The sequence below is a fragment of the Thermoanaerobacter thermocopriae JCM 7501 genome, assembly GCF_001310975.1.
GTDB classification, from domain to species: Bacteria; Bacillota; Thermoanaerobacteria; order Thermoanaerobacterales; family Thermoanaerobacteraceae; genus Thermoanaerobacter; species Thermoanaerobacter thermocopriae.
This window is the reverse complement of record NZ_BAZY01000012.1, coordinates 38469-57361: the sequence shown is the minus strand read 5'-3', so window position 1 is coordinate 57361 and position 18893 is coordinate 38469. Positions and strand designations below refer to the sequence as shown.

The following is an 18893-nucleotide window of genomic DNA, read 5'->3' as shown; positions in this document are numbered from 1 at the left end:
AAATAGGATATTTACCAATAGACACAGATGCTTCAAATATATTTTTTCAGCTAATATCTAAAAGGTATGAAAAGCATAGTACTATTATTACAACTAATAAGCCCTTTTCTAATTGGGCAGAAGTATTTGGATCAGCAACATTAGCCAATACAATATTGGATAGATTACTTCATCATTCGCATGTTATATCAATAAAAGGGCCTTCATATAGATTAAAGTCAAAAGTTGAATATTTTAACAGTTCTTCGAATGCATCTTAGTACATTTTTGTACAAAATTATATTCCATTTTTTGTACAAAATATATTGACTTTTACAATAGCAAAAAAGTACATCTTGGAAGTGGCTTAAATTAAGGCTTTCAAATTATGCACAAGTTTATAGTTATTGAGTATTGAATAGTGAAAGCAAGAGTTTAGCTTTTAGGGAAATATTAAAAAGGAATTATCGCTTGTTAAAAAGATAGAAAACAATTTGCCAGTGTGGTTTAGATATTGTAAGTTGCAGTGTAATAGTTAAACTTACCTAACTGCGATACTAAAAGTACCATTTCTCTAGTAATTGTAAGGAGCTATATCTTTATTTCGAGAGGGTCTCTTTCAGGGACAGTTAAACTAACTGAGAGCGATAGCTTTTTCTAAAAAATTCAGGTTTTCTAATCTAATTCCTGTTATTTACGCCAGCAGGAAGGGTTTTCCTTTCTTGCGATAAACTTTTTAACAAGTAGGAGGTGAAAGGGATGAAAGTTAAAAGACAAGATGAAGGGGTTAAAACACGAATTAAGAAACAAGATTTAGATGTAAAAACGTGGTTAGATTTAACTGAGGAAGAATTAAAAATAATTTCTGACGTTTGTAATTGTATGTATGGGAGAAAAAATACAATCGGAGACGGTTAAACAAAAGTAGTTAAGTTACGTAGTAATTTTGATTCAAATGTTAGAAGAACTACATCACTCTTCTCTTACTAGTGAGTGATGTAGTTCTTAGATTTTTAGATTTATTAAGTATTTCGATAATAGGTCAAGAAATGATTATATGTGGAGGAGAATTATAATGTTTAAATCAAAGTATATTCATGAGTGTTTTATAAATAGTAAGCTTTTACTTTTTCATACTTTGACATTTAGTTATGAGATTCTAACTGGAGAAGATATTGTTTTGTGGGAAAAAAATAAATTTGATTTTATAAGCAATAAAAAACTAGGAAAGTTAATTTCTAAATTATTTATTGTGGAAGATAAAGGGAGCGATGAAGCTCTTTTAAATAAAGCAATAACTCTTTTAGGAAATAAAGGGAGGTTAAAACCACAATTTTTCATATATGTAACTACCGAATGCAACTTGAATTGTCCTTATTGTTACCAACGTGATTATAAAAGTAAAAATATTACAATTTCTAAAAAGCATGTCGATTCAGTAGTTACCACTATCGATTTACTAAGTAAAAAAGAAAATAAGCATTTAGTCATTTTTGGAGGGGAACCGTTACTACCTCAGAATAAGCAAATAATAGAATATATGTTTGATAGGTTTAAGACTATAGATGCAACTGTTGAAATAGTTACTAACGGGATATACTTAAAACAATATGACGATGTTTTAAGTTCAAATAAACAAATGATAAAAATATTAAGATTTACTTTAAACGGTCCTAAGAAAATTCATAATTTTATAAGAGATAACTCTAATTTTGATACTTTTAGAATAATTACAGATAATATAAGGTATGTCTTGAATAAGTACGATCATATTCAAGTGATAATAAATTTTTTACTTGATAAACTTAATTGTGACTCAATTTCAGATTTATTTAACGAATTAGAAATTAACGATATTTTAGGCAAACAAAATTGTAGGATAGAATTTGGTAGAATACAGTCAAGAAAACATCCAGAAAATAATTTTTATAAAAATGAATTACCTTACACAGAATATTATCCGGTTCTTTTAAGAACAAAACTAAAAGACAAAAGAATAACAGATGAAATGCTGATAGGAAGTGAAGTTAGTATTTTAGGTAAAATTTATAGACAATTTCTTAAAAAAGAAATAGCTATCCCAAATTTGAAGGGATGTAAAGCTATATATCCTGGGGTTTTTGCTTTTTATCCGGATGGCAAATTTATCCCTGTGATGAAATTGCTGGAGATGTATCTTATGCTATTGGGCAATATTATCCTTACTTTATGTTTTATAAAGAAAAAGAGAACTGGAGTAGTTATTCGGTATTAGACAATGAAAAATGTTTAAAATGTAAATTTATTGGTATGTGTAATGGAGGTTGTTTGGTTTCAAATTTAGCAGTTAATGGAGATATAAACTCTCCGTATTGTCTAGATATAGAGAATTCTTTAAATAACTTTTTGGTTGAATTAGAACTGGAGGGCTTTTTCAATGGACAAGATTATTCTTAATCAGTATCAAAGTTATTATGATATCAGTGAGAAAAAAGGAGCAGTTGTCGATTTTCTTGTTGGAAAAATAAATTACATAAGTAAGACTAGTGCCAATTTAGAAATTTACGAAGAGTTTTCACATTTATATGAGGAGAAAAGCAATATATTACAAAAAAAATTGCAGAGAATAATCAGCAATAGAATAAATTTCACAATAATACCAACATATCTGTGCAACATGAATTGCGAATATTGTTATGAAGGTGATTTGAAACGAATTAAAAAAATTGTGGATATCGATTATGCTGAAGCAATAGTTAAATTATTGAAAGAAATTTTAAAAGATGAAAGAAATAAAGATATAGAATTTAATATATTAGGTGGAGAGCCTATAATGCAAAGAAATATGAAATTTTATGATTACTTATTTAAGAATATACAAAATCTTTCCGTCTCTTATAAATTGAATTTTATAACAAATGGTTTGGAAATAAAAAAATATATTAAAAATTTAAAGAAATACGGAATTACTACATGTCAAATAACATTGGATGGTAGTGTGGAAACACATAATAAGCGTAGGATACCAATTGATACTACTATCAATAGTTTTGAAAGAGTGTGTGAATCAATCGATTGTTTATTAGAAAATAACATCTATACTTATGTTAGAGTTAACATTGATGAACAAAATATAAATGATTTGCCTGAATTATCAGAGGTAGTAATTAGCAAAAAATGGAATAATTTTAAAAATTTCCACATTTACCTATATCCTATTTCCTTTAGTGGTCATAATCCCAATAAAATTTATCTGGAAGAGTGTGAGATACTTAATAAAGTCTTGTCAATTTTCAAAAGTATGCCTCAAAAAAATAGATTATTTGGACTGGATTTCCATGGCATATCATTTATTGATGCTCTAAGAGGTAATGAAACTCCTCCTTTGAAATTTGTTTTTTGCGATGCGTGTAGAAATCAATATGTTTTTGATGCATTAGGTTATATTTATAGTTGCTGGTGGGGAGCTGGTAGAGATGAATTTAAAATAGGCGAAAAATTCGGTAATGAATATGTATTAGATGACAATAGAATAAATAAATGGAGAAACAGAAATATTACTACTATTTCTAATTGTATAAAATGTAAATTTAAGTATATATGTGGGGGAGGATGTAGTTATAAAGCTATACTAAGGAAGGGAGACTTGTTTAAAGGTAATTGTTATTCTTTTGATAAAATTATTGAAAGTTATTTAAGATACTTAAACGATTATCAATAATATTTTCATATCATGCAAAAATTATAGATAAATTCCTAAGAAAATCTGCACATTAATCTATCTGGACAATCGTATACTAGGTTAGTTAAAATAAAAACTAATAGGGGCTAAAATGAAAGGTGGGAGTAAAAAAATATCCAGTAGAATTTAAACGCTTAAAGCAGTAGAAGAAGTTGGTAATACTACTTTGGTTATACAAAAATACGATTTAGACTCTAATACTGCTAATAGAGGAAAAGTGCTTAGCTGTTGGCATGCTTTAGCTAATTACTATGAAATAAAGATAGAGATATAAAAACAAAGAAAGGTAGAAGCCAATCTCTGGTTATTTCTTTTATTCCGGGTTATGCCTAATGGACATGAAATGATAATTATAATTTGAAAAAGTTGGAGGATACAAATGAGAGTTATTGAGGTTAAGAATTTAACAAAAGTTTATTGCGCTTATGAAGGGAAAAGTCTTGGAAGGATTTTTAAAAGACTATGGAGTAGGGAAGGTGTAAAAGAAGTTAAAGCATTAGATAATGTCAGCTTTTCTATTGATTTGGGTGAAAGTGTAGGGCTAATTGGAGTAAATGGGGCTGGAAAATCCACAACCATAAAAATTTTAACAGGGATTTTAGAGCTACAGAGGGCGTGGTCAGAGTATTTGGCAATATTCCTTCAAAACATAGAATGAAAAACAATTATAGAATTGGGGCAGTATTTGGACAAAGAACCCAGTTAAGATGGGACCTGCCAGCTTATGAGTCTTACGGCTTGTTGAAAGAAATTTATAATGTAGATGATAAAGTTTTTAAAGAAAGGCTTGATTATTTTTCTGAAGTGCTTGATATAAAAAAAATTATGCATAGACCAGTAAGGACATTGAGTTTAGGTGAAAAGATGAGGCTGAGTTATGCGCTGCTTTTCTACACGGGCCGGAGGTTGTGTTTTTAGATGAGCCTACCATAGGTTTAGATATTTTTAGCAAAGAGGCCTTACTTCATTTTTTAAAAGAAATCAAGGAAAAAAAGAAAGTTACAATTATTCTCACTACCCACGATTTATCTGACATTGAAGAGGTAAGTGATAGAATAATAATTTTGGATAGAGGTAAAATTCTCTTTGATGCTTCAAAAGATGAAGTTTTAAACACATTAGAAGTTGGAAGCCAAATCATCTTTACACTGAAAAACAAAGAAGCAGTAATACCACAAAGTGTAAAAAGTTTGCCTTTTAGTATATCTAAAAACTTTTTAAAGGTCGACAACGTTTCTAAAGATTTAGTGCCTCAAGTGCTTACAGATGTATTTAGTTACAATACTGTGTTAGGAGTAGAAATAAACTATCCTGATTTTAAAGATATTGTAAAACAAATTTATCTTCAAAATAAAGATAGGGGCAGGAAAAATGGAGACAATCTCTACAAAGGCAAGATTGGGTTTTAAATTGATAAAAATAGGTTTTGAAAGCCAATACATTTACAGATTAGGTACCTTTTTTAGTTTTTTATCTGGTCTGCTTTACTTAATTATGCAGTATTTTTTGTGGCAGGCTATATATCATTCCGGCGATATAAAACAGTATAGTTTTAATGATATTATTTTTTATATCTTTTTAGCCCAGATTATAAGTTACGTGTTTCCAACGGATGTAAGTAGTAAAATAGCTTTTCATGTTAGAACAGGAGACATCATTCATTTACTTTTAAAACCAGTTAAAATTGAAACACAGCTATTTTATGAATCTCTGGGCAAAAGTGCATATAGGTTATTAATAAATGGGGGATTCATCTTTATAGTTCTGTTGGTTCTTCTTCCTTATAAATTAGAACTGACAGTTTTAAGATTTTTTCAATTTGCACTTATACTTTTACTGTCATATGTTTTTGTGTTCTTTTTTGAACTGCTGATGGGGATTATAGCTTTTTATACACCAGTACTTGGGGAATACAAAGCTTTAAATATGTCATAGTGGGAATATTTTCAGGAAGATTGATGCCAATATCTCTCTATCCTCCTGTTTTTAGAAAGATAGTTGATTGGCTTCCTTTTAGAATAATTTATTTTACACCCATAGAGTTTATTATGAATAAAGCCAATTATGATTTTTGTAATGTAGTAAAATATCAAACTGTATCAATTGCTTTATTGCTTTTATTGTATGTTCTTGTCTATAGAAATGCCTTAAAGAAAATAAAGGTACAAGGTGGTTAATATATGAAAAATATGCTTTTGAGGTACATAAAGCTTTATATTCACTTTACAAAGATAAATATAAGCTCTTTTATGGAATACGATGCTGATTTTCTTTTTGGAATTGTTGCCTTGATTTTAAAGAACTTGATAAACCTTTTAATAATCTTTTTTATATTTCACCTTATTGATAATATTAAAGGATGGGACTTCAATCAAATTTTATTTTTATACGGTTTTTCCAGTACAAGTTTTGCAATTTGGCACTGCTTTTTTATAAATACTATTTCACTGCCTTTCTATACGAGGACAGGTTTATTAGATAGTTTTTTATTAAAACCGGTTGATGTCATATTTCAGATAATGGCAGACTCTTTTGATGAAGATGGGATAGGAGATTTAATATTTGGCATAATTGTTCTTACAATTGCCATTGTTAGGCTGAAAATAGTGTCAATAAAATTAATCTTTTTGCCTGTATTACTTCTTTCAGGAAGCTTAATATATGCTTCCTTGGGACTAATATCTTCTTCAATTTCTTTTTTTACAATTGGCGAAACAGGTATATCCAATCTTGTAATGGATTTTTTTGAATTTTCAAAATATCCAATCACAATATACAACGATATCCTCAAAATTGTTTTTACAGTTTTGATTCCAATTGGTTTTACAGCTTTTTATCCCAGTTTGTTTTATATAGCAAATTATAAATATGGTTTGGTGCTAGTATTAATAACTCCTGTAGTTTCGATCCTCTTTTTCTTAATTTCATACAAAGTTTGGAACTTGGCTTTAAGGCATTATTCAAGTACTGGCAATTAAGCAGAAATTTTTCAATTTGACTTTGTTTACAGCCTAAGAGGAGGTTATTCTCCTCAATTTTTATTTCTAATTGTAAAATATTAGGCGGAAAATGCATTTTCATTCCCCCAAATGACACTTTCGTTCCAAATTTCACAAATTTTGCTCTAAATATTGTATAATATTAAAAACGGTTCAATCTTTTTGGGGGTATAAAAAATGAATTTTTTATGTCCATAGGAGGAACTAATTTCTTCATATGAGCGATGTAGGGAAATTGGTATTGACCCTTCAATAACTCTGCCATTGGTGATATTAAATCCAGAAGATTTGCAAAAGAAAATACATAAAAATAAAGAACTCATAGAAGCCTTTCATATGAGTGTAGAAGAGGATTGGGTAAAAGGAGAATATCTATTTTTACTTACTGACGTTGAAGGATACTTATTAGAAACAAAGTGTAGTATAAAAGAAGAAAGATGTATAAAAGATTCTGGGTTTCGCTTAGGGATATCCTTTGAAGAAGAAAGCTGTGGTACAAATGCGATTTCAATGGCAATGCAATTAAAACGAATAGTTACATAAGACCCCAAGAACACTACTGTGACATATTCAAAAAATGGCACTGCATTGCTTCACCTATAATAGTAGAAGATGGGGAAATAATGGGTTATATTGATATATCAACTATTGATAAAAAAATTGCGGATGAAGTATCAATGGTAAAAAAACTGCTAGCTGAGAAAATAGCAAGTGAATATGAAAAGATAGTAAAAGAAAAAGAGCTAAATGAGATAAAGATAAAATTAAATGACAACCAGATAAAAATACTGGCATTAGAGGCAAAGGGATACAGAGGATTAGACATAGCAGAAGCTCTTGGGATAGGGGTTGTGACTGTGAAATATCACAAAAGAAAGATAGTAGAAAAACTTGGGGTAAAAAATATCAAAGAAGCAGTAGCAAAGGCGATTAAGTTAGGCTTGATAGATGAGGACTAAAATTTGGGGCTATACTTTAGTATAGTTTTTTTGCTTAATTATGTAAACATTAACTGGAAATGTAATAAAAACTATACTAAAATATAGTAGACATTGAGAAAAATGTATATTATAATAGCTGTAGAAAAGTTTGGAAGGCCAAAAAAGATACAACCAATATATGATTTTTGTAGCTCCGGTGGAGCTTATCATATTGGGCAGCAGGAGCAGGGTAGGGTTGAATACTATAATTATTATCAATAAGGATTAATTATTTTAAAAAATCGTTTTAGGAAAGAGACTTGGGATTAATTAACTTGATATTAATAATTAAAGAATAAAGAATTCAGGAATATTTAAGAGTAATTGGAAGTTGTACATATAGGATTTTCTTTCTTATAAGTATTTTGTGGTGTATATATAATAATTCGACAAAAAAGAGGGAATCCTCCATAAAAGATGAAAAATTAAGAGTGATAGAAAAAAGTAAAACTTGGGAATGGCTTAAATTAAGGTTTTTTAAATCATACACAAGTCTAAAATAGAAAATTGAGGGGAGGTGATAACTTTTTGCAATGGGAAATTGCAATAAAGGAGACTGTTTAGAGAAAGGAGGGAGAAAGATGAAAGAAATTACAAAATTATCTAAAATATGGTTAAACATTGAAAAGCCTGTTAAAAAAGGGTTAAAAATAAGTAATGAGTTGACGTTAGAGTCAAATATTAAGAAACTTATTAGAAAAGAAATAGATTCGGAAATTGATATAGTAGAAACTATTCTTGATGTGGGTTGTCATCCTTCTGCACCAAGACGCATGATTAGTTAGAAATATGATTACTTAATACTTACAGTAGCTTTTGATTAAATAATCAAAAGCTACTGTAAGTACGTATCTATTTGTTCGGCATTGAAGTAAAACTCTTTACCCAAAAAATGGAGAATTTGGAGGTATGTGATTATAAATAATGATTGAAGGGCATAAAAATATTTTTGGATTTGTAATTTACCTTCTCAACAGAATTTTTTATTTTTAACCAATATGTTTAAGAAAAGTATACAGTTTTTAATTTTTAGTGTATAAGTTTGAAAAAATTATAAAAAGGAGCTATGGGGTTCTATGAATGCGAAGGTATTATGGGAAAATAGGGAAGTATCATCTTTTTCCAGACTCTATGCACTGTTTTTTATTTTGATAATACTATTCTTTATTTCATTAAAACGTATAATTTATTTGGCTTCTGATATAACAGTCGTTTCATGGATAAATGACATAGTTAGAAAAGAATTTATTTCGGGTGTTGGGCTAAAATTTTTTGTTTTAGGACTTTTACCAGAAATTCCTTACTGGATTAAATTTAAAAGAGAGAAAAATGGTATTGTGATATATAACATTCGAAAGAATTTATTTTACCGTAGTAACAGTCTATTATTGTATTTAATTTTGAAAATGCTTTCTAAGAATTACAGTGTTGAACAAATTGTAGAAATAATTTCGGAAGATAACAAAATATCTTTTTTAAAAGCAAAAGAAAAAAGTAGATCATTATTTAACTCAATTGCAGAAAATAATTATTGGAGAGAATAGAGAAGGAAATAATACAAACTATAGTATTGACCACATTTATGAATTTGAATCACCGTTAGTATTATCACTACTATTAACTTATAAGTGTAATTTAAAGTGTAAACACTGTTTGGTTGGGAGTTTAAGACATTACCAAATAAAAGAATTAGAATTAGATGATATAAAAAAATTGGCTGAACAAATGGAGAAATACGAGATCTTCAAAATAATTCTTAATGGTGGCGAACCAACAGTTAGAAAGGATTTTTTTAAAATTTTGGAAATATTTAATAAACACAAAATCCCTATTGAACTAGTTACTAATGGTATAAATTTATCGAAAGAAAAGATTGAGATAATGAATTCTTATCACGTAGTAGGTTATAGTTTATCAATAGAAGGAAGTAATAGCGAGACTCATGATTTATCAGGGGAGAGGGGACATTTAAAAAGGTTATTTCTTCAATTTCAAATTTAAAAAAATTTTCAATTGCATTTCAAGTGGACGTTGAAGTAATTTACGGAAAACATAATATGATGCAAATAGAAGAAATTGTAAAATTGTTAAGCGATTTGGGAGTTACTTCAGTTAAATTTGCACGCTTGAAACCTTGGGATTGGGGGCAACAATTGTCAAACATTGTACCAAATAAGGAGGAAATAAAGAAAGTTAACGAAAAAATTTGGAATATAGAAGGAAAATATAAAGGCATTAAAATAATGGGAGATGTACCCAAGTCTATTGAAGACCAAAAGGTTCCAGGTTGCAATATAAACGTCGGTTTTGAAATTCAACCTGATGGGAATGTACTTCCATGCCGGATTTTCGAGCAAAGAGTAGATGATAAAATAATTCTAGGCAACATAAAATCACAAGATATTTTTGAAATATGGAATAGTGAGAAAGCAAAAAGGATAAGAAGTTATTCCAAAAGATTAAGCAAAAAATTTCTGTGTACCAAATGTGAATTTGCTCGCTTCTGTTCTACGAATTATTGTATTGCTGAAAACTTCCTAACATTTGGTAAATTTATTCCTTCAGAGGAGGATTTAAATAAATGCAAAATTTAAAAAGGAATGAACGATTTTTCTTGACGGTAACATTGTTTTCAAGTTTTTTTACATCTTTAATGGCACCATTTTGGGTAATATATTTTAATAAAATTAATTTAGATTTTTCACAAATTTCACTCCTCATAATAATAAACCACATAGCGGTCATATTATTCGAAATACCTACGGGTGCTTTTGCTGATACATATAGCCGTAAATTTTCTGTCCTTTTATCTTTATTGATTGGCAGTTTAACTTCTATTGGGATATATTTCAACACCTCTTTTACAGTTTTATTATTTTTATATTTCTTATCAGGAGTTGGAGCAACTCTTAATTCTGGAGCCTTTGAATCTTGGTTTGCTGATTCGTTTCTTTTCGGTCAAAAAGAAATGGACCTGACAAAATACTGGGGACGTCTTACAAGTTTTAACTATTTAGGTAGTACGATAGGATTTTTAGGAGGCAGCGTTTTAGTACGTTATAATATCTTTAGAGAAATCTGGCTAATAGAAGGTATAGGGATTTTTTTGGTTTTTATTTACGTATTTTTAGCGGGCAAAGAAGCTAAATTACAGAAAAAAACGGACGAATACAGTTACAGAGAGTATTTTAATAAAATTGCTAAAGGAACTGTGTATCTATTTAAACACAGGATTTTGCTATCTATTACAGTCGGGTCTTTTTTCTTCTTTTTTTCGTCAGGAATCATGTCAATGTTGTGGCAGCCCTATTTCGAAAGGGCAGGCATACCTGTAGAATTGTTTGGTATTATTTTAGCATTAACGATGGTACTTAGTATTTTTGTGCCCCGTTATGCTGACAGGATAGCTGAAAGATTCGGAGGGGCAGCTCGCACACTAATGATTGTCAGTATTACATCTGCATTGTTTATATTTATGATGTATGCGATTCCCAAGTATTCATTTATACCTTATATTATTTATACAGCAGTATATTCTGCACACACTCCGATTTTTATGTCTTATTTTAATAAGTTAATACCTTCTTCAGAGCGTGCAACGATTATTTCAATATATAGTTTGTTTATTAGTGTTTCTACAATTCTATGTACTTACTCCTTTGGAATCTTAAGTGACAAAAAGGGTCTTTATGCTGCACTTTTCTTATCTTTAATTACAGCTTTAATTTCCAGTATACCTTTTAAAAGGGCAATAGGATTAGAAAAAGAGCTGTGCCTTTGAGTACTTTAGACAATAGAGGAAGAACTGGTGGAAGTCTTGAAAAAAGCAGGACTATTGGGTGGTTTAAATATCTGCCAGAGGGCTTTGAGGTAGTTTTTGACATGAGTAGTAGGTACGCTAGAAAAAATGGATTATTGGTACATATTAATAAAGCGGTACACCGGGTATAAACAGTTTTATGATTTTTACTGCTATAAATCCGTATTTTTAAACAAATGCAGCAAAAGTGTTGTATGAAGCACTTCAAAGAGTAAAGAAGATGAGCGAATTTATTATCATGGTTATGTTGATATATCAACTATTAATAAAAAAATCACAAATGAAGTATCAATGGTAATAAAACTGCTGGCTGAGAAAATAGCAGTTGAATATGAAAAGATATTGAAAAGAAAAAGAGATAAATGAGATAAAGATAAAATTAAATGACGACCAGATAAAAATACTGACGTTAGAGGCAAAGGGATACAGAGAATTAGACATAGCAGAAGCTCTGGGAATAGAAGTTGTGACTGTGAAGTATAACAAGAGAAAGATAGCAGAAAAACTTGAAGTAAAAAACATTAAAGAGGCGGTTATAAGAGCAGTTAAGTTAGGTTTAATAGATGTAGATTAAAGTTTGAGACTATACTTTAGTATGATTTTTTTGCTTATTTATGTAAACATTAACTGGAAATGTAATAAAACCTATACTAAAATATAGTAGACATGCCATTAGTTTCATTGTATAATGAAAATAAAAAATAAGTGCAGAAATGTTATTATTGTGCAAAGTTAATTAAAATAATCAGAATTAAAAAACAAAGTATGTATGATATAAAATATATAATAATCAAAACTGACAATTAAATACAAAGAAAATAGTCAGGGATAAGAAAAGACAAAAGAGTAGCTAAAAAATCATAAATATCCTCTGAAAGTCAAATATTAAAAAGTGGCCCAAACTAAATTTAGTGAAAATTATATATAGTAAATATGATTGTAACTTATATATTTTTTGCAGGATTCTTTTTGGAATTTAGAAATTATGCTGCTGTAAAAGACAGTTATTACATTGGCTTTTTATATTGGTTTCTGGCGGCTAACATAATAAGTGAGGTATCTGTATCGATATCCTTTGAAAAACAAGTAGGTACATTAGAACAGTTGCTTCTAAAGCCAGTAATAAAACTGCATTACTTACCAGAGGACTATTTCTATGCCTACAGAAGTAAATGTTGAAAAAATGAATTTTAGAGTGGTGAATGTTATTTCTGTTGGAAAAAGATTATTCCCGAGAAATTCTTTATATGCCGATAACGGGCTGTAACAAGATTTTCGATTTTCATTGACAATTTTAGAACAATATAGTAAAATGGAATTAAATAGAGTTATTGGATGTTATTTAAAGTTAAATGTTTAGGCATAAAAAATTTAATAAAACTTAGGAGTATATGCATTAGATTATGAAAGGAGGGGAGAGATGATGAAAAAGATTGTGATAATAATGTCAATTATAGCGCTTTTTACTTTGGTATTATCGGTTCCTGTTCAGGCTAGAGAGTTAGAAAGGGGAAATGAGAAAAATTCACTTAATTCATCTTTGCTAATAAAATCTCCAATGAGGATTGATGAAAAAGTTTGTGAATATTTAAAAACAGTTAAGGAAAATTATGAAGAAGAAATTTTGGAATCGAAGACAGTTCAGTCTTTCGCGGCAGCTCCGCCATTAACATATTTACAGGTATATGCTGTAATTTCTTCTCAACATCCAACATATGAATATTTTTCGGAAAATCAACTTTCTTCCGTTGAAGATCATGGAGGAGATGAGATGTATATAGTAACAATTGAAATAGGATATGGACATCTGCGCTTTGCAAAAATGAATGGAAGTCTTTTGAATTCCGTTCAATCGCAACCAATTGATTTAGATAACGATTCAATTATAGATGGTTGGTTTTATTGGTGGGATGCTAGTGGCTATGATAGTGGTGATTTTACTTACCAGAATACTTCTTCAAACTATCCATGGAATACAATGTCCGATTTTATACATATAAAATAAAACGATTAAATAATTTATTTAGGGAAGTGATAGAAATGATGATAATGCCTTTATGTTATCAACAGCAGATTCGATATGACGGTGAAATTACTAAACATGATAAGAGACAAGAAATTTCTAATACATTTGTGATAAAAAATAATGATAAAGCAAATAATTCTTCAGATATTTGGAAGGAGTTATCGGGTAAATATAACATTAGAAATGCTTCTTTTAGTGATATTAAGAATATTTCTTATGAGCTGTATAAAGCAGGACAGATTTCCCTATTGGATTACGGAATTTTAACTTTTGACCCAAGTGAATCGCCTCAAAGAATAAAACCAAATATTTTCCTGACGCAGTTCGATAGTAATGGTAGAATGGATTGGATTGCTGAATATGAGGCAAGAGTAAATAGAGATTTAAAAATAGGAAATACAACTGGTTATTTAAATAATAAACGCATACTAAATATTTTAAAGCGGCTTTTATGAAAACTATCTTATTGTTAAGTAAAAGTAAAGCAGCAAAGTTTCTAATCCTTTGCTGCTTTTTTAGGCTGCTGCTAACCTCTTGGGTTAGTATTCTCCGAGCCGGCAAATGCAGCGTTAGCCTAGTAATAATGAGAGGATAGTAGAGAAAAGTGAAGATAAGAGAAATATAAGAAAGACATTAAATAGGTAGAATTTCATGTATTGAAAGGTTAGAATATGTAAAAAGTAACCAGAATTTGCAGCAAAGATTTTTGGAGTTAGGGTTGTGTTAATAGTAGGGGGACTAACCTGTGTTTTTTGAGGACGGTTTTTCTGCCTAGACTAATCCGGGCAGAGAAACGTCCCTTTTATGCATGTCTAGGGAATAGATTATTCAAAAGTATAGTAGACTTTAACAGTAAAAACAAGTAAATTAAAGGGGAGGATATAGTGAAAATGCGAAAAAGAGTAGTTGAATATTTGTTTAAGTGGGATTGTATATTTCCAGTTATAACCTTTATTATAAATGTTTCGCACACAAATATTTACCTAAGAGTATACCTCTTCAGAGAGATGCTTTTGGGAATATAAATTATGCTGCATCTAAGTTGGAATTTATATTTTTTATGCCTATATTGCAGTTGTTTTCTTATATTGTAATGAGATATCCTCAAGCAAAAGGTAAAAAGAAAATTTTTCATGGGACATATGATATTACGGTAGGGGCTATACTTTTATTTTTTAATATTTTTCTATTGTATGTTTTTATGCGAAAATAATGAGCTTTTTGATTATAAATAGTTAGAAGTATGAAGAGGCAAGCTGATAATGATTTGTTAAAAGCATGTAAAATTTTGATATGACTTGGAAATAAAAGAAGGATTTTGGGGAAATTTGTAGAATTTATAATATTGTATTAAAAATTTCTTGTCTAATAACTTTTACGATGGAGGTAAGTCTCTTGATATATTTTATTGTTGCGATATTTTATCATATGTTTATTGAAGCTTTTTGTTAATAATTCTTGCAGGCTGTTCACAGAATGCAGAATCTATGGAGATTGATAAGATTCCGTGGGGAGATTATCAGAGATTAACGTATGATATTTTTGAAAATGATAAGCCAATCGGTACAGTTGAATTTACAATTGAAAAATCTCAGAGTACAGAAACTTATGAGATATCGTCTATCACAAAGATTGACTCAACACAACTGAATACTGTTACCACAACAGTTAAAAATTCACACTAAAATGGAGGGTTACGATGAATAGCGTATTGTCTATTAAAAATTTAAAAAAGTATTACGGCAAAATAAAAGCGGTTGATGGCATTACTTTTGAACTTTATCCCGGTGAAGTCGTGGGTCTTATTGGTCCAAACGGGGCAGGTAAAAGTACTACTTTAAAGACTATAATGGGACTTTTGAGGAAGACAGAGGGAGAGATAAAGGTATGCGGTTATGACTATAAAGACAAAGAGGCGCGAAAAAAGCTTTCCTACATACCTGAAATTCCTGACATATACCCAATGCTTACAGTTTGGGAGCATATGAAGTTTATTGCTCTTGCTTACAACCTTGACAATTGGGAAAAAGAGGCTTTGAGATATCTTGAAGCCTATGACCTTTTGGATAAAAAAGATGAATTAGGGGCAAATCTGTCAAAAGGCATGAGGCAAAAGGTGATGGTTATTTGCGGCCTTTTGCACAAACCTGAGGTAATGCTTTTTGATGAACCCTTTGTAGGGCTTGACCCTAAGGCGATTAGAGAGCTTAAAGATACCATACGCGAACTTAAAAAAGAAGGCAAATCTGTTCTTTTGAGTACACACATGCTAGATTCAGTTCAAAATCTTGGAGACAGAGTGCTTATTTTAAAAGCGGGAAAGCTCATCTATGAAGGTACTCTTGAAGAGGTTATGGAAAAAGCAGGACCTAATGGCACATTAGAAGACCTCTTTTTGGAGGTGACAAAATGACAGAAATAAAGGCTTTGCTTACATTGGACTTATTAAGATTTAAAAATTTTGTGAAGGATATAATCAAAAACCCCAAAAGAATATTTATATATCTTCTTCAATTTATCTGGTATGTATTCATTTTAATACCCGTGATAACAAACAGGGGAAAGACATTCAATGAAATAAGTACGATAAAATTTGAAGTTTTTAATGCAGTTTTGATAGCGGTCATGCTTTTGGGAGTTTTTGCTTCTTTATTTACCTCCTTAAGACAGCCGGGAATTATATTGAGCCCAGGAGATACAGCTTTTTTGTTGTCTTCCCCGATAAGAGAAAGAATGATATTTTTCTGGTACATGGTAAGGAGCATTTTTAAAAATTTATTTATTGCTGTTCTATTTATCATATATCTGCCTTTTTTAAGTGTTACAATGGAAATTTTCAAATATTCACAGAACTTAATTTGGGGATACCTCGGAGTATTTACTTTTTATCTTGCACTTAGTCCTTTAAGCTTTTTATTTTACTCCATTTCAATGAAGTTTAATGCAAAAGAGATAATAAAATACATTTTATGGAGTGTATTAGTCTTGCTTCTCGGTTCTGCAGTGTATTTTGCCTATAAAGAGCAAAACATTTATGGTTTTATTGAATATTTTGACTTAAAAGGATGGGATTATGTTCCTATTATAGGACCTTCAAAAGGACTTATACTTTCATATTTTACTGGTAATTCTCACAACGCAATAATACAGATAATTTTACAATTTGTAACAATAGGTTTGCTTGTATTTATAGGACTTTATTTTGCGACAGACTATTATGAGGAAGTTGTCACTTACAATGAAAAGATAAGAAAGATAAGAGAAAAGGCCGATAAAGGTGACTTGTCAGGTACGGAAGAAAATATAAAAAAGAAAAAAAGAAAAGTAGAAGTGAAATTTTCACCAAAAGGTCCATGGGCTTTTATATGGCTTAAAATGGTAGAAAATAAAAGACAGATAGGCTCTATATATTTTAATTTTTATAACCTCTTTTTGCTTGTAATTTCAATTGCTTTTGGATATTTTCTTCCTAAAAATGATAGCACTATAATATTTGTTTTGGCTTTTATGTACGCTTATATGGCTTGGCTTTTGAGTATGGTCTCAGCAATAGGGGCAGAATTAAATAGAATGTACATTTACATAATTCCGGGAGAAGGCATAGAAAAGCTTATTGCAGTAAACTTTGTACCTCTTTTAAAATCGTTTATAACAGCGATACTTCTTATAGTACCTGCTTCAATTTTTATAAAACCCGGCTTGCTTAATACTATTGCAGCTATACTGTTTATAATAAGTCTTTCGGTTTTACAGAATTTTTCCTACGCTTTTTTGCTTATTTTTATGCCATCAAAAGAAGACCTTAAAATAGCAATACCTTTTTTTAGGTTGTTTGGATTATTATTTGTGCTTATACCTGTAGGATTAGTTTCCATTCCTTTGGGTATTGCGACAAAAAGTATGGGAATAGGCATTTTATCAGCTTCTATAATAATGCTTTTAGAAGCGGGAATGTTTTTGCTCTTTGCAAATTATATATTTGAGAGGTTGGAGCTGAAGTGAGGAAGGAACGATTAATTGCGGTGATACTGGCGACGATGTTAAGCCACCGGCGGTGCAGCAAATATAAACGGAAAAGACTTGATAGAAGAGATTGAAACTATAAAAAAAGAGGCGTAAGAGGTGTATTTTTATGGGAGATTCAAAATCTAATGAAATACTTTTTTCTCAGAAAAAGTGTTTAGGGATAGGGCTTACAAAGTCAATAGCTGCTCCGTTGATATTTTTAAAGGAAGAAGAATTGCGAATAACACTTAAAAATAATAAAAGACTTATTAATGCTTTTAGAAAATGTGTTAATAGAGCATACAACCAATTCAAAAAAAAGAAATATATTTTTTTGTTGGTAGATATTGAAGGGTATCTTTTAGATATTATCTACGATAAAAGGGTATACAAAAACATAGATAATTTAGGCATTAGGGAAGGTACTTCTTTTAAAGAAGAAAGCTGTGGTACAAATGCCATTTCATTGGCAATGAAATTAAAAGATACAGTTTATTTAAAACCGGAAGAGCACTATTGTGATATTTTTAAAAGATGGTATTGCATAGCTATGCCTCTTAACGTGGACAATGAAGTGATAGGGTATCTGGACATCTCAATTATAGGACATGAAATGGCAGAAGAAATGCTGGTTCTTATAGAATTACTGGCATATAGAATTGTTGATGAATACAAGCGAGAAGAAGTTAGACAGGAAAATTTAGAAGAATTGACAAATAAACAGATTGAAATAATAAAATTGTGTGCAAATGGATATAAAGAAATGGCTATTTCAAGGGAATTGGGGATAAAACCTGAGACTATAAAGTATCATAAGAAAGAAATTGTTAGAAAATTACGTGTAAAGAACTTTCAACAAGCTATTGCAAAAGCCATTAGGCTTAATTTGATAGATTAAATTTGGACTATACTTTTGTATAGTTTTTTTATTTTTTTCGCCAAAACTATACAAAGATATAGTAGACATTGGAAAAAATGGATTGTAAAATAAAAATGAAGAGAAATTTCAATATGTTACAGCTTTATTTCTAATCAATTAATATTAATTCCGTGAGATAAGCAAAAGAAATCGTATTAGAAAGTAAACGATGATAGTCCATATAAAGAGTCGTTAAAAATGGAAAAATTATTATAAAAAGGTATAATTTATATTTTTTTAAAATAATCTAAAAAATCAGAAAGAAAGGAGGGATAATATGACGGAACTTTACGCTGAACCTGAAGGACTAAAGTGCGTTGTTTGTTCTGGTTGTATACTACCATGTTTAGTATGTGTCTCAGATGGACCTGTTCCAATTGCTGATGCTGTAGGGCTTACTTCTGCTGCAAGAGCTATTTTTGCTGCTGCAAGTAAGGTTTAGGT

The 18893-nt window shown here is 30.0% G+C and carries 25 protein-coding genes and 2 pseudogenes; all 27 read left to right on the top strand.

Annotated features, from left to right (window positions below; all coding sequences use genetic code 11):
* Nucleotides 1–260 (top strand): ATP-binding protein (locus tag JCM7501_RS06480; RefSeq protein WP_082392682.1); only part of this gene is annotated, 260 nt, incomplete at its 5' end.
* Nucleotides 261–738: 478 nt separating this feature from the next.
* Nucleotides 739–897 (top strand): hypothetical protein, encoded by a 159-nt coding sequence (locus JCM7501_RS13150; RefSeq protein ID WP_004406008.1) that lies wholly within the window; start codon nt 739–741, stop codon nt 895–897.
* A gap of 157 nt (nt 898–1054) precedes the next feature.
* On the top strand, nt 1055–2233 hold the full coding sequence (locus JCM7501_RS06475) for a radical SAM protein (protein ID WP_256201212.1): 1179 nt from the start codon (nt 1055–1057) through the stop codon (nt 2231–2233).
* The gene (locus tag JCM7501_RS14475) at nt 2122–2415 is read left to right on the top strand and encodes an SPASM domain-containing protein (protein ID WP_306301456.1); all 294 of its coding nucleotides are present in this window, start codon (nt 2122–2124) and stop codon (nt 2413–2415) included. The genes JCM7501_RS06475 and JCM7501_RS14475 overlap by 112 nt, the downstream gene beginning before the upstream one ends.
* Nucleotides 2396–3679: a radical SAM/SPASM domain-containing protein gene (locus JCM7501_RS06470; RefSeq protein ID WP_013149825.1), complete on the top strand. Its 1284-nt coding sequence runs from the start codon at nt 2396–2398 to the stop codon at nt 3677–3679. The genes JCM7501_RS14475 and JCM7501_RS06470 overlap by 20 nt, the downstream gene beginning before the upstream one ends.
* 400 nt (nt 3680–4079) lie before the next feature.
* Nucleotides 4080–4358, top strand: coding sequence for an ATP-binding cassette domain-containing protein (locus tag JCM7501_RS15615; protein WP_173571582.1), 279 nt, complete (start codon nt 4080–4082; stop codon nt 4356–4358).
* Nucleotides 4316–4618: a P-loop NTPase family protein gene (locus JCM7501_RS13140; RefSeq protein WP_173571581.1), complete on the top strand. Its 303-nt coding sequence runs from the start codon at nt 4316–4318 to the stop codon at nt 4616–4618. Before JCM7501_RS15615 ends, JCM7501_RS13140 begins: the two co-directional genes overlap by 43 nt.
* Nucleotides 4609–5109, top strand: coding sequence for a hypothetical protein (locus JCM7501_RS13135; RefSeq protein ID WP_173571580.1), 501 nt, complete (start codon nt 4609–4611; stop codon nt 5107–5109). Before JCM7501_RS13140 ends, JCM7501_RS13135 begins: the two co-directional genes overlap by 10 nt.
* Nucleotides 5072–5635, top strand: coding sequence for an ABC-2 family transporter protein (locus JCM7501_RS06460; RefSeq protein WP_256201211.1), 564 nt, complete (start codon nt 5072–5074; stop codon nt 5633–5635). The genes JCM7501_RS13135 and JCM7501_RS06460 overlap by 38 nt, the downstream gene beginning before the upstream one ends.
* A 23-nt stretch (nt 5636–5658) precedes the next feature.
* Nucleotides 5659–5877 carry an ABC-2 family transporter protein gene (locus JCM7501_RS14465; RefSeq protein WP_256201210.1) on the top strand — a complete coding sequence of 73 codons (219 nt, stop codon included), beginning with the start codon at nt 5659–5661 and terminating at the stop codon, nt 5875–5877.
* A 3-nt stretch (nt 5878–5880) separates the two neighbouring features.
* Nucleotides 5881–6678: an ABC transporter permease gene (locus tag JCM7501_RS06455; protein WP_012994520.1), complete on the top strand. Its 798-nt coding sequence runs from the start codon at nt 5881–5883 to the stop codon at nt 6676–6678.
* Between the two features lie 228 nt (nt 6679–6906).
* A pseudogene (locus JCM7501_RS12960) lies at nt 6907–7658 on the top strand (LuxR C-terminal-related transcriptional regulator).
* A gap of 554 nt (nt 7659–8212) precedes the next feature.
* Nucleotides 8213–8464, top strand: a complete 252-nt coding sequence (locus JCM7501_RS06440; RefSeq protein ID WP_244499116.1) for a hypothetical protein — start codon at nt 8213–8215, stop codon at nt 8462–8464.
* 291 nt (nt 8465–8755) lie between these two features.
* Entirely contained in the window at nt 8756–9223 is a 468-nt protein-coding gene (locus JCM7501_RS06435) for a hypothetical protein (protein ID WP_054644822.1), read from the top strand.
* Between the two features lie 109 nt (nt 9224–9332).
* The gene (locus tag JCM7501_RS06430) at nt 9333–9680 is read left to right on the top strand and encodes a radical SAM protein (protein WP_054644821.1); all 348 of its coding nucleotides are present in this window, start codon (nt 9333–9335) and stop codon (nt 9678–9680) included.
* A 56-nt stretch (nt 9681–9736) separates the two neighbouring features.
* Nucleotides 9737–10273, top strand: a complete 537-nt coding sequence (locus JCM7501_RS06425) for an SPASM domain-containing protein (RefSeq protein ID WP_054644820.1) — start codon at nt 9737–9739, stop codon at nt 10271–10273.
* On the top strand, nt 10261–11460 hold the full coding sequence (locus JCM7501_RS06420) for an MFS transporter (protein ID WP_004402046.1): 1200 nt from the start codon (nt 10261–10263) through the stop codon (nt 11458–11460). The genes JCM7501_RS06425 and JCM7501_RS06420 overlap by 13 nt, the downstream gene beginning before the upstream one ends.
* The gene (locus tag JCM7501_RS12955; RefSeq protein ID WP_154653787.1) at nt 11457–11630 is read left to right on the top strand and encodes a hypothetical protein; all 174 of its coding nucleotides are present in this window, start codon (nt 11457–11459) and stop codon (nt 11628–11630) included. Before JCM7501_RS06420 ends, JCM7501_RS12955 begins: the two co-directional genes overlap by 4 nt.
* Before the next feature lie 109 nt (nt 11631–11739).
* Nucleotides 11740–12073: pseudogene (locus JCM7501_RS06415) on the top strand (helix-turn-helix transcriptional regulator); the annotation flags it as partial.
* Nucleotides 12074–12468: 395 nt separating this feature from the next.
* The gene (locus tag JCM7501_RS06410) at nt 12469–12678 is read left to right on the top strand and encodes a hypothetical protein (RefSeq protein ID WP_028992207.1); all 210 of its coding nucleotides are present in this window, start codon (nt 12469–12471) and stop codon (nt 12676–12678) included.
* 241 nt (nt 12679–12919) lie between these two features.
* Nucleotides 12920–13504, top strand: coding sequence for a DUF4879 domain-containing protein (locus tag JCM7501_RS06405; protein ID WP_012994525.1), 585 nt, complete (start codon nt 12920–12922; stop codon nt 13502–13504).
* 35 nt (nt 13505–13539) lie between these two features.
* Nucleotides 13540–13980 carry a hypothetical protein gene (locus tag JCM7501_RS06400; protein WP_012994526.1) on the top strand — a complete coding sequence of 147 codons (441 nt, stop codon included), beginning with the start codon at nt 13540–13542 and terminating at the stop codon, nt 13978–13980.
* A gap of 1032 nt (nt 13981–15012) precedes the next feature.
* Complete coding sequence (locus JCM7501_RS06390; protein WP_028992206.1) at nt 15013–15210, top strand: hypothetical protein; 198 nt, start codon at nt 15013–15015, stop codon at nt 15208–15210.
* Nucleotides 15211–15224: 14 nt separating this feature from the next.
* A complete protein-coding gene (locus JCM7501_RS06385) occupies nt 15225–15938 on the top strand; it encodes an ABC transporter ATP-binding protein (RefSeq protein ID WP_028992205.1) in 714 nt (237 codons plus the stop codon).
* Nucleotides 15935–17527 carry a putative ABC exporter domain-containing protein gene (locus tag JCM7501_RS06380; RefSeq protein ID WP_028992204.1) on the top strand — a complete coding sequence of 531 codons (1593 nt, stop codon included), beginning with the start codon at nt 15935–15937 and terminating at the stop codon, nt 17525–17527. The genes JCM7501_RS06385 and JCM7501_RS06380 overlap by 4 nt, the downstream gene beginning before the upstream one ends.
* 130 nt (nt 17528–17657) lie before the next feature.
* Nucleotides 17658–18428 (top strand): LuxR C-terminal-related transcriptional regulator, encoded by a 771-nt coding sequence (locus JCM7501_RS06375; protein ID WP_028992203.1) that lies wholly within the window; start codon nt 17658–17660, stop codon nt 18426–18428.
* A 298-nt stretch (nt 18429–18726) separates the two neighbouring features.
* Nucleotides 18727–18891: a huazacin family RiPP peptide gene (locus JCM7501_RS12950; protein ID WP_156202109.1), complete on the top strand. Its 165-nt coding sequence runs from the start codon at nt 18727–18729 to the stop codon at nt 18889–18891.
* Nucleotides 18892–18893: the final 2 nt, after the last annotated feature.

What these genes read in the sequence shown, in the direction of transcription:
- JCM7501_RS06460 (WP_256201211.1), top strand. Translation starts at nt 5,072, where the DNA reads ATGGAGACAATCTCTACAAAGGCAAGATTGGGTTTTAAATTGATAAAA.
- JCM7501_RS06380 (WP_028992204.1), top strand. Translation starts at nt 15,935, where the DNA reads ATGACAGAAATAAAGGCTTTGCTTACATTGGACTTATTAAGATTTAAA.
- JCM7501_RS14465 (WP_256201210.1), top strand. Translation starts at nt 5,659, where the DNA reads ATGCCAATATCTCTCTATCCTCCTGTTTTTAGAAAGATAGTTGATTGG.
- JCM7501_RS15615 (WP_173571582.1), top strand. Translation starts at nt 4,080, where the DNA reads ATGAGAGTTATTGAGGTTAAGAATTTAACAAAAGTTTATTGCGCTTAT.
- JCM7501_RS13150 (WP_004406008.1), top strand. Translation starts at nt 739, where the DNA reads ATGAAAGTTAAAAGACAAGATGAAGGGGTTAAAACACGAATTAAGAAA.
- JCM7501_RS06440 (WP_244499116.1), top strand. Translation starts at nt 8,213, where the DNA reads ATGGGAAATTGCAATAAAGGAGACTGTTTAGAGAAAGGAGGGAGAAAG.
- JCM7501_RS06435 (WP_054644822.1), top strand. Translation starts at nt 8,756, where the DNA reads ATGAATGCGAAGGTATTATGGGAAAATAGGGAAGTATCATCTTTTTCC.
- JCM7501_RS06400 (WP_012994526.1), top strand. Translation starts at nt 13,540, where the DNA reads ATGATGATAATGCCTTTATGTTATCAACAGCAGATTCGATATGACGGT.
- JCM7501_RS06375 (WP_028992203.1), top strand. Translation starts at nt 17,658, where the DNA reads ATGGGAGATTCAAAATCTAATGAAATACTTTTTTCTCAGAAAAAGTGT.
- JCM7501_RS06475 (WP_256201212.1), top strand. Translation starts at nt 1,055, where the DNA reads ATGTTTAAATCAAAGTATATTCATGAGTGTTTTATAAATAGTAAGCTT.
- JCM7501_RS06455 (WP_012994520.1), top strand. Translation starts at nt 5,881, where the DNA reads ATGAAAAATATGCTTTTGAGGTACATAAAGCTTTATATTCACTTTACA.
- JCM7501_RS06420 (WP_004402046.1), top strand. Translation starts at nt 10,261, where the DNA reads ATGCAAAATTTAAAAAGGAATGAACGATTTTTCTTGACGGTAACATTG.
- JCM7501_RS06385 (WP_028992205.1), top strand. Translation starts at nt 15,225, where the DNA reads ATGAATAGCGTATTGTCTATTAAAAATTTAAAAAAGTATTACGGCAAA.
- JCM7501_RS06470 (WP_013149825.1), top strand. Translation starts at nt 2,396, where the DNA reads ATGGACAAGATTATTCTTAATCAGTATCAAAGTTATTATGATATCAGT.
- JCM7501_RS06390 (WP_028992206.1), top strand. Translation starts at nt 15,013, where the DNA reads ATGGAGATTGATAAGATTCCGTGGGGAGATTATCAGAGATTAACGTAT.
- JCM7501_RS06405 (WP_012994525.1), top strand. Translation starts at nt 12,920, where the DNA reads ATGATGAAAAAGATTGTGATAATAATGTCAATTATAGCGCTTTTTACT.
- JCM7501_RS12950 (WP_156202109.1), top strand. Translation starts at nt 18,727, where the DNA reads ATGACGGAACTTTACGCTGAACCTGAAGGACTAAAGTGCGTTGTTTGT.
- JCM7501_RS06425 (WP_054644820.1), top strand. Translation starts at nt 9,737, where the DNA reads ATGATGCAAATAGAAGAAATTGTAAAATTGTTAAGCGATTTGGGAGTT.